This is a genomic window from Nocardia sp. NPDC024068 (assembly GCF_040638875.1).
Classification (GTDB): Bacteria; Actinomycetota; Actinomycetes; order Mycobacteriales; family Mycobacteriaceae; genus Nocardia.
In genome coordinates this window covers 1-15,381 of the sequence record NZ_JBEZYU010000035.1, presented here as the reverse complement: position 1 = coordinate 15,381, position 15,381 = coordinate 1, and the positions used below count along the sequence as shown (strand labels likewise).

The 15,381-nt window shown below is 68.4% G+C and carries 16 protein-coding genes and 1 tRNA gene; 4 read left to right on the top strand and 13 right to left on the bottom strand.

What is annotated here, in order from left to right:
* Positions 1–64: 64 nt before the first annotated feature.
* Positions 65–1,462 (top strand): hypothetical protein, encoded by a 1,398-nt coding sequence (locus tag AB0F41_RS22425; RefSeq protein WP_357426779.1) that lies wholly within the window; start codon positions 65–67, stop codon positions 1,460–1,462.
* A 52-nt stretch (positions 1,463–1,514) separates the two neighbouring features.
* On the opposite strand, the gene AB0F41_RS22420 is transcribed toward AB0F41_RS22425, so the two are convergent.
* From AB0F41_RS22420 to AB0F41_RS22395, 6 genes are all read right to left on the bottom strand, one after another.
* On the bottom strand, positions 1,515–1,958 hold the full coding sequence (locus AB0F41_RS22420) for a DUF4254 domain-containing protein (RefSeq protein WP_357426777.1): 444 nt from the start codon (positions 1,956–1,958) through the stop codon (positions 1,515–1,517).
* 719 nt (positions 1,959–2,677) lie between these two features.
* Positions 2,678–2,750 (bottom strand) — tRNA-Ala (locus AB0F41_RS22415).
* Positions 2,751–2,837: 87 nt separating this feature from the next.
* Complete coding sequence (gene glpR / locus AB0F41_RS22410; protein ID WP_357426775.1) at positions 2,838–3,923, bottom strand: gephyrin-like molybdotransferase receptor GlpR; 1,086 nt, start codon at positions 3,921–3,923, stop codon at positions 2,838–2,840.
* A gap of 263 nt (positions 3,924–4,186) precedes the next feature.
* A complete protein-coding gene (locus AB0F41_RS22405; RefSeq protein WP_357426773.1) occupies positions 4,187–4,837 on the bottom strand; it encodes a GNAT family protein in 651 nt (216 codons plus the stop codon).
* A gap of 11 nt (positions 4,838–4,848) precedes the next feature.
* Positions 4,849–6,108: a gephyrin-like molybdotransferase Glp gene (gene glp / locus AB0F41_RS22400; RefSeq protein WP_357426771.1), complete on the bottom strand. Its 1,260-nt coding sequence runs from the start codon at positions 6,106–6,108 to the stop codon at positions 4,849–4,851.
* 33 nt (positions 6,109–6,141) lie between these two features.
* Positions 6,142–7,107, bottom strand: coding sequence for a UTP--glucose-1-phosphate uridylyltransferase (locus tag AB0F41_RS22395; protein WP_357426769.1), 966 nt, complete (start codon positions 7,105–7,107; stop codon positions 6,142–6,144).
* A gap of 110 nt (positions 7,108–7,217) precedes the next feature.
* Between AB0F41_RS22395 and AB0F41_RS22390 the strand changes: the two genes are divergently transcribed.
* From AB0F41_RS22390 to AB0F41_RS22380, 3 genes are all read left to right on the top strand, one after another.
* Positions 7,218–7,802, top strand: a complete 585-nt coding sequence (locus AB0F41_RS22390; RefSeq protein WP_357426811.1) for a 5-formyltetrahydrofolate cyclo-ligase — start codon at positions 7,218–7,220, stop codon at positions 7,800–7,802.
* A 115-nt stretch (positions 7,803–7,917) separates the two neighbouring features.
* Complete coding sequence (locus tag AB0F41_RS22385; protein WP_357426767.1) at positions 7,918–8,259, top strand: FmdB family zinc ribbon protein; 342 nt, start codon at positions 7,918–7,920, stop codon at positions 8,257–8,259.
* 112 nt (positions 8,260–8,371) lie between these two features.
* Complete coding sequence (locus AB0F41_RS22380) at positions 8,372–9,067, top strand: SAF domain-containing protein (protein WP_357426766.1); 696 nt, start codon at positions 8,372–8,374, stop codon at positions 9,065–9,067.
* Between the two features lie 153 nt (positions 9,068–9,220).
* Here AB0F41_RS22380 and AB0F41_RS22375 read toward each other — a convergent pair whose 3' ends face one another.
* From AB0F41_RS22375 to AB0F41_RS22345, 7 genes are all read right to left on the bottom strand, one after another.
* Positions 9,221–9,895, bottom strand: coding sequence for an MspA family porin (locus tag AB0F41_RS22375; protein ID WP_357426764.1), 675 nt, complete (start codon positions 9,893–9,895; stop codon positions 9,221–9,223).
* Positions 9,896–9,966: 71 nt separating this feature from the next.
* Positions 9,967–10,641 (bottom strand): MspA family porin, encoded by a 675-nt coding sequence (locus tag AB0F41_RS22370; protein WP_357426762.1) that lies wholly within the window; start codon positions 10,639–10,641, stop codon positions 9,967–9,969.
* A 318-nt stretch (positions 10,642–10,959) separates the two neighbouring features.
* Entirely contained in the window at positions 10,960–11,634 is a 675-nt protein-coding gene (locus AB0F41_RS22365) for an MspA family porin (protein ID WP_357426760.1), read from the bottom strand.
* Between the two features lie 80 nt (positions 11,635–11,714).
* On the bottom strand, positions 11,715–12,389 hold the full coding sequence (locus AB0F41_RS22360) for an MspA family porin (protein WP_357426758.1): 675 nt from the start codon (positions 12,387–12,389) through the stop codon (positions 11,715–11,717).
* Positions 12,390–13,002: 613 nt separating this feature from the next.
* Positions 13,003–13,200 carry a hypothetical protein gene (locus AB0F41_RS22355; RefSeq protein ID WP_357426756.1) on the bottom strand — a complete coding sequence of 66 codons (198 nt, stop codon included), beginning with the start codon at positions 13,198–13,200 and terminating at the stop codon, positions 13,003–13,005.
* Between the two features lie 15 nt (positions 13,201–13,215).
* A complete protein-coding gene (locus AB0F41_RS22350; protein WP_357426754.1) occupies positions 13,216–13,770 on the bottom strand; it encodes a MogA/MoaB family molybdenum cofactor biosynthesis protein in 555 nt (184 codons plus the stop codon).
* The gene (locus AB0F41_RS22345) at positions 13,770–15,173 is read right to left on the bottom strand and encodes a trypsin-like peptidase domain-containing protein (RefSeq protein WP_357426752.1); all 1,404 of its coding nucleotides are present in this window, start codon (positions 15,171–15,173) and stop codon (positions 13,770–13,772) included. Before AB0F41_RS22345 ends, AB0F41_RS22350 begins: the two co-directional genes overlap by 1 nt.
* Positions 15,174–15,381: the final 208 nt, after the last annotated feature.

The following is a 15,381-nucleotide window of genomic DNA, read 5'->3' as shown; positions in this document are numbered from 1 at the left end:
TGGGATTGATAATCTCCCTGAACCGATCCCTCGCAGGAACGGCCGGACAGCGCGGAAGGAGAGGGTGCTGAGCGATACGCCCGCTCTGTTGACCACCGACCACCCATTGATCCGGTCGCTGACGGCGGAGGCACCCGCGGGATGGCAGCGACTCGATGCCGCCTTCGCCCTCACTGTCGCGACCGGTGTCGCGACAGTGGTGTGTTCCGACGGCCGCAACGCGGTGTCACTGCAGCCCTCCGAATCCGTCCTGGAACTGGCCCGCGAGCACCGTACGCAGTCGGTGTCGCCGGACGGTCCGTGGTGGCGCCTGCTGTTCACGGTCACCGCCGCGGGTGAGTTGGAGGTCGAATACGACCACGGTGCCGAGCCCTTCCCGGAATCCCAATTGCTGAGCCCGGAGGCGTACCGCGCCGATCTCGAGGCCTTCCCACGCGACCGGATCCCGGTCTGGCTCGGCGCGTATATCGAACACGGGGACCGCCAGCGGCGCGGGGCCCGGCAGGCCGCGGAAGAGACCCGCGCGGACCTGGCGAAGGGAGTGTGGCCGGTACTCGCGGAGAACGAATTCCCGCCCTTCCCGATCGTCTGGGCGCGCTGGGCCACCCTCGCCGCCGCCTTCGTCGCGATCGGTTCCGATTGGGGTCCCCGGGTCCTGCCCTGGACCGGAGTATTCGAAGGCGCGGCGCGGTCCGGTTCGACGCTGTCGGTGCTCCCGCACGGGCGGGCGGTGCTCTCCGGCGGCGTCTGGAACGCTCCCGAACTGGACGCCGTGTACAACGGGAACGCGCCGATGCCGGAGTTCTATGCGGGCGCGCCGGAGTGGGTCACCGACGAAGTGCTGAATCCGCGGGCCGGCGCCGGTCTGCTGTCCTTCTGCTATTGGTGGGACGCGGGCCGGTGGTATCGCGGCGGATCCTCGGCGGCCCGGGAGTGCGCGACCGCACTCCCGGGCATGTGGACGGCCGAAATCGTGCGGGATATCGTCGCCGGCCTCATCGGTGACAGCGGTGGTGCCGCCGCTCCGGAGCAGATCACCGCACTCGTCGACGCCGCCGAATCCGGAGCCGTCACCCGCGATCTGCTCGGCCGGGTCTTCGCCGGTGACCATGATCTCGACGGCGCACTGCACCAGTACGCCCTGGCCGGACTGGCTTCCACCGGCCCCGGCCCGATGCCGGCGGACCGGGCCATCGCCCATGTCCGCGACTACATCACCGGCCGCGGCCTGGACACCACGGGTTACCCGCTGACCGAGCTGACCGCCGAACGGTTCAGTGTCGGCTGGATGGTGTACGTGCCGGTGTCCGGCAGCGAGATGGCGATCGGCCGCGCGGTGTTCTACGTCGCCGACGACGGCACCCTGGAACATTCGAGTTCTTCCGTCCCGCCGGCCACCGCCATCGCTCGGCACGAGCAGTCCTTCGCCGCACGCCACGGCCTCGGTGGTGCGGCGGAATGACCGTCCGGCAGGAGATCGAGCCGGGCCGACCCGGAGATGCCGCGATCGAACTTCACACGCGCACGGGTAGTCGGCGGCGGCCGCCGAGGATCTCCCCTATCAATTCCGTGTAGCCGTCGATCAGTTCGGCCAGCCGATGCCATCGCTTCCTGGCATGATGATCGCGGCGGCCGTCGATTTCGACCACCTGGTTGGCGTCGACCCAGCCCCAGGCCAGCCGGTCGATCACCGCGCCCAGGGTTTCGGCATGGATCAGGCCCTCGGCGCCGCGCGGTACCGAGCGCGCGCTGATCCACTCATCGATATCCTCGACCAGTTCCCGGCGGCGGTTGTCCATTTCGGCGACGAGTCCGGCGTCCCGCATGGTCAGCCGGTGCGTATGCAACGCGGCGAGTGCGTGGGCCGAGCGGAGCAGGACATGATCCTCGAACCTGGTCCCCTGGAAGCTGCACAGCAGCTGGGTTGCCGTGGGCAGGATTCGGGGAGACGCCGTCACCCCCATTCCCGCTCGAACGTCACCCGGCACCATCACACTCTGTTCAAACATGATCGGCTCTCGATTCGCTCGTACCGCACATCGGACAGGCTTTGTTCAGTGGCTGACGATAGCGGACCGACATCGGTCTTTGCCGGAAGAAACGCACTATTGCGTTCGCGAATTTGAGCTGATAGCCCGAAGATTGGCGAAGCGTAGTCGAACCACGTTGTCGCACGGCATTTTCGGGTCTGCCGGTCGCGGACGACACACCGGCCGCGGCCCGGCTACCGCGGCCGGGTATCCCGCGTCCCGGCCACGATGCCTCGGCCTCGTCTCGACGGCTCGTGAGGTCCTCGATCAAGGCGGAGTATGTGGACGCATGCCTGGTCACGCCCCCGGAGGAGATTCCCGGATACGGTGCCCGCGACCCATCGGCCCCGGCGGTGGGATAGGTGACCGAACGCGGGACCCGGGGCTGCCACGGATCGGGCCGATCGTCGACCAGCCGCAGTTCCACCGCGCCGACCGCCCGTCCGCCGACTCCGGGGGTAACCGGCGCCGCCACCGCCGCGGCCGCACCAGGCCGATCGCCACAGCGGCCACCAACGCGGCGGCGGCCCATCCGCGGACTATCGGCCACCGGGGACGACGTCCACCCCGGAGCGGGGGCAGCGCCCCGAGAAGCGACAGAAACGAGAATCCCGGCCGCCGAACCGGCGACCGGGATTCCCTGAAAGTGGAGCTAGGGAGAATCGAACTCCCGACCTTCTCGATGCGAACGAGACGCGCTACCAACTGCGCTATAGCCCCGTGCGGCTCGGTGAACCGCGCTGTGCCACTCTAGCAAACCGGGTTGCCGGACACCGAATCGAGGGTATGAACTGCGGTTTTTCCTGGTCAGGCGCCCGCCGCCCGGCGGACATCGCCGCCGGTGGCCCGGTTGCGGACGGTCCGGGCGATGCTGGCGTCGTAGGCGTCCAGATGCTCGAACACCGGATCCTCGTCATCGGGTTCGAGCAGGTGGGAGCGGCGCCGCAGGGCACGCGCGGTATCGCGGTCCATACCGGGGCGAGCCGCCCGCGCGGACCTCTCGCCACCGGCGAGCGAGCCGCGCTCCGCCGGATCCTGGACCTGCCCCGGCAGCCGGGAGCTGCGCCGCCGCCGGATCTCCTGCTCGACCCGCACCTGCTTGCGCAGATATCCGAGATAGGTCACCAGGGACAGCGCCGCGCCGCCGCACCCCCACCACAGGAGCGGGGATACGGCCACCGCGAGACCACCGCAGAGCACGGCGGCCAGAACCAGCCCGACCACGGCACGCTGACGGAAGGTGTAGCGGGCCGCGCGCGCGATGGCGTCGGCTTCGGGGTCATAGCCGCCGCGTCCACGCCGGGTGGGTACGAACTCCGGATCGTGTTCGTCGAACTCCGGTGCCACGGGCGGGCGCGGCGCGGCGGTCCGGACCGGCGGAATCCGCGCGGGCGCGACATCGGCCACCGGCCCGGCCGGTTCCAGTTCTCCGGTTTCCACAGCGGAGTCGGCGAAGTCGTCCTCGCCCGGGTCCCGGTCGGGTTCGAATACCGAATCGCTGTCGAAATCCGTCTCTCCGGATTCCGGCTCACCGGCGTCGCTCTCGTCCCCGGCCGTTTCGTCGTCGTGGTCGAGGTAGTCGGCGGCCATATCGTATTCGGCGCTGCCGCCGGGGTGTTCCTCCTCCGCCTCTGTGCCGGCCCCCTCGGCCGCTGTACTCATCGGATCCTCCGCATCGTTGCCGTGGTGACGCTTCCGGGAGGTTCGGGCGGACCGCTTCTTGCGGGTGCGCCCACTTCCTTTGCGCCGTTTGGAATCTCCACGGTGAAGAACTCGCGTGGCCAGGGCGGTATCGGTGGTCCGGCGGATCCGGGGATGCCGGTCGGCAAGGATTGGAAACAGGACGAAGACCCACAGCACGACCAGGCCGATCCACAGGATCGAGTTCGGCATCGTCGTCAGCACCTCCGTCCCGCCTGGTCGTCGTCCGAGCCCACGCCATGAACCGTGTGCGCCCCGGCGCCGGAGTTCTTCCCCGCGGGTACGTCTCGCAGATCGTGGTACGAGCTTCCGGCCGGTGGCGCACGACGCACCACCGACGTCCGTAGGTTAATTCCGAGTAGGGGGAGAACACGGCAGGCGCGCCGTGCACATACGCCACATGAGTCACATTTCCACCATCGCCGGTCCGGACAGGCCCGTTCCCGGCCACCCGGTCACCGCAGCGTCAACCGCCCTTCCCCGGCCAGCCGGTCGACAACCCTGCCGCGCAACTCTTCCAGGGTCATCCCGACCAGCAGATGATCGCGCCAATCACCGTCGACGTCGAGATACCTTCGCAGCAGCCCTTCTTCGCGGAACCCGACATTGCGCAGCACCGCCTGGCTGGCCAGGTTCTCGGGCCGCACCGTCGCCTCCACCCGGTGCAGACCCACGGGACCGAAACAATGGTCGAGGCCCAATGCCAATGCGGCGGTCGCGACTCCCTGTCCGCCGCGATCACTGGCGACCCAGTATCCGATCCACGCCGAGCGCAACGCGCCGCGCACGATATTGCCGACGGTGAGCTGACCGCTGAACGACCCGTCGACCTCGATCACCAACGGAATCATCGATCCTCGGCGCGCCTCGGCCTTCAGGCTCGACCACAGCGGCGGCCAGTTCGAGGCGTGATTGCGGGCATCCCAGCCACCACGCCCGGTGGGCTCCCACGGTTCCAGATGATCTTGATCGCGCAGCCGGATCCGGCTCCATGCCGCGGCGTCCCGCAACCGCACCGGACGCAGCGTAACCTCACCGGCCGGCACCCGGACCGGCCCCAGACGCGCAGGCCACCCGGGGTGCTGGGTGGCCCGGAACACATTCATGGACTCCACTTCTAGCCGCGCTGGGCCAAGAACGCGACCCGAACCTTGTCACCGGTGCGAATTTCGGTGTCGTCGGGTTCCACCACGATCAGACTGTTGGCCTCCGACATGGCCGCCAGCAGATGCGACGACGCGCCCGCGCTGTTGCCCAGCGGCTGCACCAGGTACTCCCCGGTGGCCTCGTCGCGCATCAACTGGGCGCGCAGATAGCCCTTACGACCGGCCATGGACTGGATGGGCGTGATGGTGCGGGCCCGTACGATCCGCCGCATCGGCTGCCGCCGCCCCAGCGCGATCCGGATCAGCGGCCGGACCATCACCTCGAAAACCACCAGCGCCCCCACCGGATTGGAGGGCAGCAGGAAGGTCGGCACCTCGTCACGACCGAGCCGGCCGAAACCCTGCACCGACCCGGGGTGCATGGCGATCCGCGCGATCTCCAGTTCCCCCAGTCCCTCCAGGGCCTCGCACACCTGGTCGGAGGCCCAGCCGCCGACCGCACCCGCGATCACCACGACCTCCGCGCGCACCAGTTGTCCCTCGACCACATCACGTAGCCGGCGCGGGTCGGCGTCGACGATGCCCACCCGGTTCACATCCGCGCCCGCGTCGCGAGCGGCCGCGGCCAGCGCGTAGGAGTTCACGTCGTAGACCTGGCCCGGCCCCGGAGCGCGATCGATATCGACCAGCTCCTCACCGATGGAGATCACCGAGAGCCGCGGCCGCGGGTGTATCAGCACCTTGTCCTGTCCCACGGCGGCCAGCAGACCCACCTGGGCGGGTCCGATGATCGTGCCGGCCTGCACCGCCACATCACCGGGCTGCACATCGTCGCCGGCACGGCGCACATAGTCGCCGGAACGCACGGGTTCGTACACCTTCAGCCGGCCGCGACCGCCGTCGGTGAAGTCCAGCGGCAGTACCGCGTCCGCGAGGGTGGGGAGGGGCGCGCCGGTGGCCACCCGGACCGTCTGCCGCGGCTGCAACCGGATCGGCTGCCGGGACCCGGCGAGCACCTCCCCGACCACCGGCAACGTCAGGTCGACCAGCTCGCCGTCCTCGTCGCGGATATCGGCGCCCGCGGACGCGACGTCCACACTGCGCACGGCGTATCCGTCGATGGCGGCCTGGTCGAATCCGGGTAGCGGTCGTTCGGTGACCACATCCTCGGCGCACAACAGCCCTTGGGCCTCGGAGATCGCGACCCGCACCGGTCGCGGCGCGACGGCCGCGGCCGTCACTTTGATCTGCTGATCCTCAACAGAGCGCATCCAGCCCTTCCCGATGTCCTCGCCGCAGCGATCTCATTCGTCCGCGGTGAGTTGCGGGTTCCAGTCCGGACTCAGCCGGTGCTGGAGCCACTCGCGCAGCGCGGGACCGTACTCCTCGCGCTCCAACGCGAAATCCACCGCAGCACGAAGATAGCCGCCCGGGTTGCCCAGGTCGTGGCGCGACCCACGGTGGACAACGACATGGACCGGATGCCCTTCCTCGATCAGCAGTGAAATCGCATCCGTCAGTTGCAGTTCCCCGCCCGCGCCCGGTCCGATCCGGCGCAGCGCGTCGAAAATCGCGCGATCGAGCAGGTAGCGTCCGGCCGCGGCGTAGGTCGACGGGGCCTCGTCCAGACCCGGCTTCTCGACCATTCCCTTGACGCGGAGCACATTCGGGTTCACCGCATCCGGAACCGGCGCCACATCGAACACCCCGTACGCGCTCACCAGTTCTTTGGGAACGTCGATGGCGCACAGCACCGAACCGCCGCGTTTGCGGCGCACCCGGTTCATCACATCCAGCACTCCGACCGGCAGAACCAGGTCGTCGGGCAGCAGGACGGCGAGCACGTCCTCGTCCTCGTCGATGACGGCCTCGGCCTGGGCGACCGCATGCCCCAGCCCGAGCGGCTCCTCCTGCACCACCGAGGTGACGTCCAGCAGTCCGGGGGCCTTGCGCACCTTCTCGAGCAACTGGAACTTCCCGCGCTCGGCCAGGGTGCCCTCCAGCACCAGGTCTTCCACGAAATGCGCGACCACACCGTCCTTGCCGGGGGAGGTCACGATCACGAGCCGCTCGGCGCCGGACGCCGCCGCTTCGCTGGCGACCAGTTCGATACCCGGGGTGTCGACGACGGGCAGCAGTTCCTTGGGGACCGTCTTGGTCGCGGGCAGGAACCTCGTCCCGAGCCCGGCCGCGGGTACGACGGCTGTCCGGAATCCCGTACCCGTTGCCCGGACGTCTCCGTTGCCCTGTTCTGCGGCCACTTCTGTCATATACACACCCTATCCATCTGCGGTGCCGTCCAAACGGCTGTCCACCGGCCCGCCGCGGACTTTCCGGACGAAATCGGCGCCGTTGAGAGCCTATGGTTGTCGCCGTGCCGATGCCCGATCAGATCGATAAACAGGCCTGGCGCGCGACGATCCGCGCCCACCGGGCCGCCGTGCCCGATTCCGTGCGCACCGCGGAGGCCGCGGCACTGGCCGAAGCGGCGGGCCGGCTCGAACCCACCGAATGGGTCTGCGCGTATGTGCCGGTCCGCGGTGAGCCCGGTTCGGTCGCCCTGCCCCAGGCGCTGCGGGCGGCCGGCAGCCGGGTGCTGCTGCCGGTCACCGAAGCTCCCGGACCACTGTGCTGGGCCGAGTTCACCGAGGTAGAGGCCCTGCGACCGGCGCGGTACGGCCTGCTGGAACCCACCGGGCCACTCCTTGCTCCCGAAACCGTGGCCAGTGCCGGACTCATCCTGGTCCCGGCCCTCGCGGTGGATCGCCGCGGTGTCCGGCTCGGCCAGGGGGCCGGCTATTACGACCGCACACTCGGCCTGGCCGATCCCGCGGCGCGGCGGGTGGTGGTGGTGCGCGACGACGAGGTGGTGGAACGGCTACCGGAGGAACCGCACGATATCCGGATGGGCTGGTCGCTGACTCCCGGCGGCGGCATCCGGCGGCTCGGTCCCGATCCGCTCTGAGCCGTGGACGGGTGGCGTTCGGCACAGCCGACCCACCAGCGGAATCAACCGGCGATTGGCGGTGTTGGCACTGTGGCCTGTAGAGTGCTAATTCACGAATACTGCGGAGGACCCTGTGCCAACCTATTCATACGCGTGCACCCAGTGCGACAACCGCTTCGATATCGTCCAGTCCTTTACCGACGAGGCGCTCACGGTCTGCTCGGAGTGCTCCGGAAAGCTGCGCAAGCTCTTCAATTCGGTGGGCATCGTGTTCAAGGGCAGTGGTTTCTACCGGACGGACAGCCGTAGCGGTGCCGGCACCGCCAGTGAACCTGCCGCCAAATCCGATACCTCCGGTTCGTCTTCTTCCGGGTCGGAGTCGTCCGGATCGAAGTCGTCCGAATCCAAGTCGTCCGGTTCCGCCGGCAGCGGTTCCTCCGGCACCACCTCCACCCCCGCGGCCGCCGCCAGCTGATCTCCCGCGGCGAGCCGCCCGCGGGCGGACTCGCCTATCCACAGCCCGGCAGTTGTCCACAGGCGACCACCGAGCCGGGTTTCCTACGGGTCCGCACCCATACGCTCGGACCATGAGCCGCATACGCACCCGCCGGGGCACCGCACCCGGGCGGGCCCGGCTGGGGTCCGGGGACAACTGGCGCGAGGCCTTCGACAACCGCCCACCCTGGATGGACGCGACGCTCATACGACGGGTGCTCGCGGCACTGTTCGCCTTCGCCGCCGTGACGCTGTTGCTCCGCGGTGATCCCGGTGGGGCGCGGGTGCCGGTGGTCGTCGCCGCCCGCGACCTGGCGCCCGGTCATCTGCTGACCGCCGCCGATCTGCGACAGGCGTCCCATCCTCCCGACGCAGTTCCCGAGGCCGCCGTCCGCGACCCTTCCGCCCTCGTCGGTGCGGTACTCACGGCCGCGCTGCGGTCGGGGGAAACGCTCACCGATGTGCGGGTGGTCGGCCCGCGGCTGGCCGAGGTCGCCACCGGAGCGCCCGACGCCCGGATCGTGCCGGTCCGGCTGGCCGATACCGCGATCGCCGATATCCTGCGCGCCGGGGATCGGGTCGACGTGGTCGCCGCTGGCACCGAGAACCCCGAACTCGCACACACTCTCGCCACCGATGCCGCCGTGGTGCTGGTATCCGGTGGCGCCGGCGATACCGCGGCGAACCGGCGGGCCGAACGGGTGGTTCTGGTCGCGATGGACGCCCGGCGGGCCGCGGCCGTGGCGGCCGCCTCGCTCAACAGCGCGCTCACCGTGATCTTCCACTGAAGCGGGCAGACGCTCATCGGCCGCAGCGCGTGGAACGGGACCACGCGAGACCCTCGACAGCAGAAGGGACCTACCGCGACACCTGCGGCAGGTCCCTTCCGTCGAGCGTGCCCGGCGCGGGCGCCGGGCCGTCGGGATTCAGCGTGAACCGGTTCAGCCGAGGCTGAACGGCTGACCCCACAGGGTCACCACGGACATCACGTTGTCGGTTTCGACCTTGACTTTGACGAAGGCCCGGGCCTGGGCGTAGCCACCACAGCCGCTGAGGCCGATGGTCTGATCCGACCAGGTGACCGAGCCGCTGTTGCCCTTGAACTTGTTGTTGGTGGCGTGATCCTCGTTGCCGTAGTCGTCCGGCTTCTCGATATCGAGGACGTAGAACGCCTTCGCCTGGCCGGGGCCCAGGGTCAGGTTGCCGCCGCCCTCACCACTGGGGCTGACGTCGACGGTATCGCCCTCGACGCTCACATCGGCGCTGGCACCGGCCTCGGCGCCACCGCCGTCGATGTTGACCTGGCAGCCCACGACGTAGCCGGGGTAGATCTTGCCGCCGACGTCCTCGCCACCGGCGATTTCGACCTGGGCGCTACCGGAGGTCCACGCGTTGCGGTGGACCGGGGTGGAACCCATGGACGGGCTGATGTTGGCGGACTCGCCGACCAGCCGCACGGTCACCGAGGTGCCGTCGGACAGGGTCCGGACGATTTCGCCGCCGGGCAGCGGGATGAAGGTATCGGCATTGGCAGCGCCGGTGGAGAACAGGCCCAGCGCCACCGAGGCAGCCGCGCCGACGCCGGCAAGGCGCGCCAGATTCTTACGGTTGAACATGTGTTTGTGCCCCTCTGGGGTTGAATTCGCTACAGCGAGAGATGTGGTGGGTGAATTCGACCGGTGCCGGATCAGCCGATGCTGAACGGCTGCCCGTAGAGGGTGGTCTTCGAGTAGTGGTCACCGATGATCTCGACCACGGTGTACGCACGGGCCTGTGCGTAACCCGCGCAGCCCTGGATCTCCATCTCGACGTCCTGGTACTCGACGGAGTAGACGCCGGGCTTCTCGATGTCCTTGAACTCGATCTGGACGAACTTGACCTCGCCCGGTCCCAGTTCCACACCGACCGAGCCGCCGACGCTGCCGCCGCCGACCTCGATGCCGACCGAGCCGCCCAGGCCGATGGCGTCGTCGGCGATGCTCACCTGGCAGCCGACGATGTAGCCGGTGTTGAGCTGCGAAGCGCCGTGGGTGGACGAGTTGTTGGTGCCGTCCTCGCCGGTCGGGCCGTTGTTCGGGCCTGCTTCGCCCTCGGGCGTCACCGAGACGTCCGCGGTGGCGTTACCCGAGACCCATACGGTCCGGCCCGCACCGTTGGCCGCCATCGACGGCGAGATGAGCGCGCTCTCGTGCGTGCGGTTGATCTTGACACCGGGGCCCATCTTCTCACCGTCCGGCAGCGGAACGAAGGTATCCGCGTTGGCGGCACCGGTGGAGAACAGACCCATGGCCACAGCAGCGACAGCGCCGACGCCGAGAGCGCGCGCGCCGCAGCGCAGACCGGTGGTGCGGTTCTTGCTCATATTTCCCCTCATCAAGGTTTACAGCGACACCCGGCATCTCAGCGAAAGAGGCCGGGGCGGCCCAAGAACAGGCTTCATAGAGCTTGGGTTACGGCTGTAGCCACCAGATGAACCCGAAACCACACAACCGGTGAACACTTGGCTACCGTGCCACCGACGTAGTGTGGCGGCCGCATGATTCTCAGGTTGCGGGAAGGTGACGCGTGCTGGGGAAACGCAACCCCAGCACCGGCTACCGCGGAATGCGCGGGCACGAGACAGGCCCGCCGCTGCTGCGACGGGCCTGTTTCCGTGCCAGTATGGCAGTTTGACCAGCGATCAGCCGAGGCTGAAGGGCTGACCCCACAGGGTGACGTAGCTGATCACATTCTCGGTCTCCACCTCGACGCTGATGAAGGACCGGGCCTGGGCGTAGCCACCACAGCCGTTCAGGCCGATGGTCTGATCCGACCAGGTCACCGAGCCGCTGTTGCCCGAGAACTTGTTGTTGGTGGCGTGATCCTCGCTGCCGTAGTCGTCCGGGCCCTCGATATCGAGCACATAGAACGACTTGGCCTGGCCGGGTCCGATGGTGAGGTTGCCGCCGCCTTCACCGCTGGGGGTGACGGTGACGGTATCGCCTTCGATGGCCGCGTCGGCGCTGGCGCCGCCCTCGACCCCGCCGCCGGCGATATTGACCTGGCAACCCACCACGTAGCCCGGGTAGATCTTGCCGCCGACGTCCTCGCCACCGGCGATCTCGACCTGAGCGCTACCGGACGCCCACGCGTTGCGGTGGACCGGCGTGGAGCCCATGGACGGGCTGATGTTCGCCGATTCACCGACCATGCGCACGGTCACCACCGTGCCGTCGGACAGGGTCTTGACGAGTTCCCCGCCGGGCAGCGGGATGAAGGTATCGGCATTGGCGGCCCCGGTGGAGAACAGGCCCATGGCGATGGTGGCGGCGGCGCCGACACCGGCAAGGCGCGCCAGTTTCTTACGGTTGATCATGGTTACACCCTTCGAGGGGAATACTCGCGGAACACGCGAGCTGAGGTTCGTTTCGATGCGACGTGGACAGGCCCGCGGACTCAGCCGATGCTGAACGGCTGGCCGTACAGGGTGGTCTTCGAGTAGTGGTCACCGATGATTTCGACAACGGTGTACGACCGGGCCTGCGCGTAACCGGCGCAACCCTGGATCTCGATTTCCGCATCCTGATACTCGACCGAGTACCGGCCGGGCTTGGTGATGTCCTTGTAGTCGATCTGCACGAACTTGACCTCGCCCGGGCCCAGTTCCACACCGACGGAGCCGCCGATGCTGCCGCCGTCGACCGAGAGGCCCAGCGAACCACCGAGACCGATCGCGTCGTCGCCGATGCTCACCTGGCATCCGACGATATAGCCGGTGTTCAGCTGCGACGCGCCGTGGGTGGAGGAGTTGTTGGTGCCGTCCGCGCCGGTCGGACCGTTGTTCGGGCCCGCTTCACCTTCGGGGGTCACCGTGACATCGGCGATGGCGTTCCCGGAGACCCAGACGACGCGGCCCGCGCCGTTGGCCGCCATGGAGGGCGAAATGGTGGCATGTTCACCGGTCCGGGAGATGGTGACTCCCGGTCCGGCCTTGTGGCCGTCGGGCAAAGGCACAAAGGTATCGGCGTTGGCAGCGCCCACCGACAGTAGGCCCACGGCGACAGCGGCCGCGGCACCGACACCCGCGATCCTGGCGCCACTACGTACCCCGTCGGTGCGGTTCTCGCTCATATTTCCCCTCATCATGTCGGACAAACAGCAGGCCTTCGAGACTCGGACACACAGGGCTCTCCGGCTCCGATCAGTGTTTCGCTCGTTTGTTACCTACAGGTGACCTGTTGTTATTTCGGTGCAACACCCCAAATCGGACATTGCACACCGTGTGACCGGCGAGATCCGAATTGGCCCGGGCCCGCCGGACCGCCATTGCGGCGGTCGACGCACAAATTTTAAGTGGTCGATAACAGATTGGACAAAGGTTCGTTTCGCTATACATTGATGTGATCCATATCACATCAATGTATAGCAGCGCGTGCACGTGCACGTAGGAGCAGGTCAGAAGGGCCCCGACAAGGACATCCGAGGTGAATTAGGCGCATGGAAAGCGCTAACGGAATGCACCGCACAGCAAACCGGCAACCGCGGGCGGCGTGATTATAAATCTCCATGAACGGAGAACTGGACAATTCCGGAAAATCGCCGAACCACGTTATCGGCCCGAAATATCCGGTTAATGTGGAATTCAACCGGAAGATGTTGAGCGCCAACATCTTCCGTTCACCTTCGGACCACGGCACAGCCGGGACCGCCGTATACCGCCCTGGGTCGGGGCCGGCCGGGAAGCTCAGCCTCCGTCGCCGTGATGCGGCGGAACCTGCGAACGCAGCCACTCGTCGCCGTCGCGGTCCGACGGCGGCCGCTCATCCCATTCGTCACGCGTTGTGGAGGGGAGCACCTCCCCGAATACCCGGTCCACACGCGCGAGGTCCCCCGCCCGGCGTCGCGCCCGGCGGGGGACCTCGGGGGTCTCACCCTCACTCATACCGCTCGCACCGGCTCACTCCAGGAGACCGGACAGCTCGCCGATCACCCGGCTCGCCAGCGGGCCCAGCGTCGCCATCCCGTCCCGGACCGCGGCCCGGGTCCCGGGCAGGTTCACCACCAGAGTGCTCCCCGAGATACCGGCCAGCCCCCGGGAGAGACCGGCGTCCAGCGAGCCCGCCACCCGGCCCGAGGCGCGCAGCGCCTCGCTGATTCCGGGCAGATCACGGTCCAGCACCTCGGCCGTCGCCTCGGGGGTCACATCGCGCGGCGACATCCCCGTACCGCCCACCGAGATCACCAGATCCACACCACCGATCACCGCGGTGTTCAACGCGTTCCGGATCGCGACCTCATCCGCCTCGACCGACACCGACGCGTCGACCAGGAAGCCCGCCTCGGTGAGCAGTTCGGTCACCAGCGGGCCCAGCGAATCCTCGCCGCCGTGGGCCGTTCGATCGTCCACGACAACGACCAATGCGCGCCCCGCCACAGGAGCATCGATTTCCATACCGCTCACCGTAGCGCCGACCTCGATCGAGTCGTCCCTGCCCCCGGTCACCAGCTGCATCACCGGCCTCCTTCCACCGTCGCGGCAACGAGGGTCACCTCGACCGTCTTGGAATTGCCGCCCTGCCCATCGGTATACGTCACCTTCACCTTGTCGCCCGGCTGCTTCGACCGCACCCCGGCGACCAGTGCGTCACCCGAATCTATCGTGCGATCATCGAGCCTGGTGACGATCGACCCCGACGGGATACCCGCCTCGGCCGCCGGACCGTTGGGCGCGACATCGAGAACCCGCGCCCCGTGCACGGATTCATCGCGCTGCACCGTCATACCGATCTGAGCATAGGTGGCCTTGCCGGTCTCGATCAGCTCGTCGGCCACCCGCCGCGCCTGATCGACCGGGATCGCGAACCCGAGCCCGATGGAACCGCTCTGCTGACCGGCCGCCCCCGACGAACCCAGGCTCGCGATGGCGGTATTGATACCGACCAACCGCCCCGCGCCGTCCACCAGCGCACCGCCGGAATTACCGGGATTGATCGCGGCATCGGTCTGAATCGCGTCGATCACCGGGTTCGGCACCGTGGGATCGTTGCCGCCCTCCCCGGTGGTCGACACCGGGCGGTTCAGCGCCGACACGATCCCGGTGGTCACCGTTCCCGCGAGGCCCAGCGGAGACCCGATCGCGACCACCGGCTGACCCACCTGCAAACCGCCGGAACTACCCAACTCGATCGGTTTGAGATCGGTCTTACCGCGCACCTGGATCACCGCCAGATCCGAAACCGGATCGGCGCCCACCAGGGTCGCCGGAGCGGTGCTGCCGTCGGCGAAGGACACCTGCATACCGCTGCCGGCGCCGCCCCCGGACGCCACATGGTTATTGGTCAGAATCAGCCCGTCCGAGGACAACACCACCCCGGACCCCTCCCCCTGCCCCCGGTTACTGGCCACCTCGATCATGACCACCGACGGCAGCACCTCCTGGGCCACGGACTGCACCGAACCGGCAGGGGCGTTCGCCGCGCCACGGATATCCGGCGCGGGCGCATCCAGCGCGTTCGTCACGGCGGGCCCCTCACCGGAATCGGAGACCAGGGCACCCACCACACCCCCGATACCGCCACTCACCAGAGCCAACGCGAGACCACCGGCCACCAGACCGGTACGCAACGAACTCTTACGCGGGGCGGGCGCCGGTGGCACGGCCGCATAGAACTGCCCGGAATCTCCGGGCGGCACACCACCGCCGAAACCCGGCCCGGACGCCGGGTATCCGGGCGGCGCCGTCCCCGGGAACGGCGCGGCACCGGGAAACTGCTGCCCCGGGACCGTAGGCGGACCGGGCACCGGCGCACCACCCCCGGGCCCGGCGCCGGGCGGGGAACCCGCCGGCGGCGGAGGCGAGGGCGGCACCGAACCCGATTCCGGACGATCCGGACGATTGGTGGAATCCTCGGTCATAGTTTCTCGTTTCTGCTGCTCATATCCGCTGTCCAGCGTGCCGACAAGGACTGAGAACGAACTGAGAGGGGGCTGTGTTTATTGGCGGCGCCTTCGGCGCCGCGGGGGTGCGGCCCCTGGTGTCCCGTGGTTCCGGCCTCGAGACTCGCGGCTTCGCCGCATTGCTTCGAGGCCGGAGATCGGAAGAGGGAGGGGGGGGGGGAGAGGG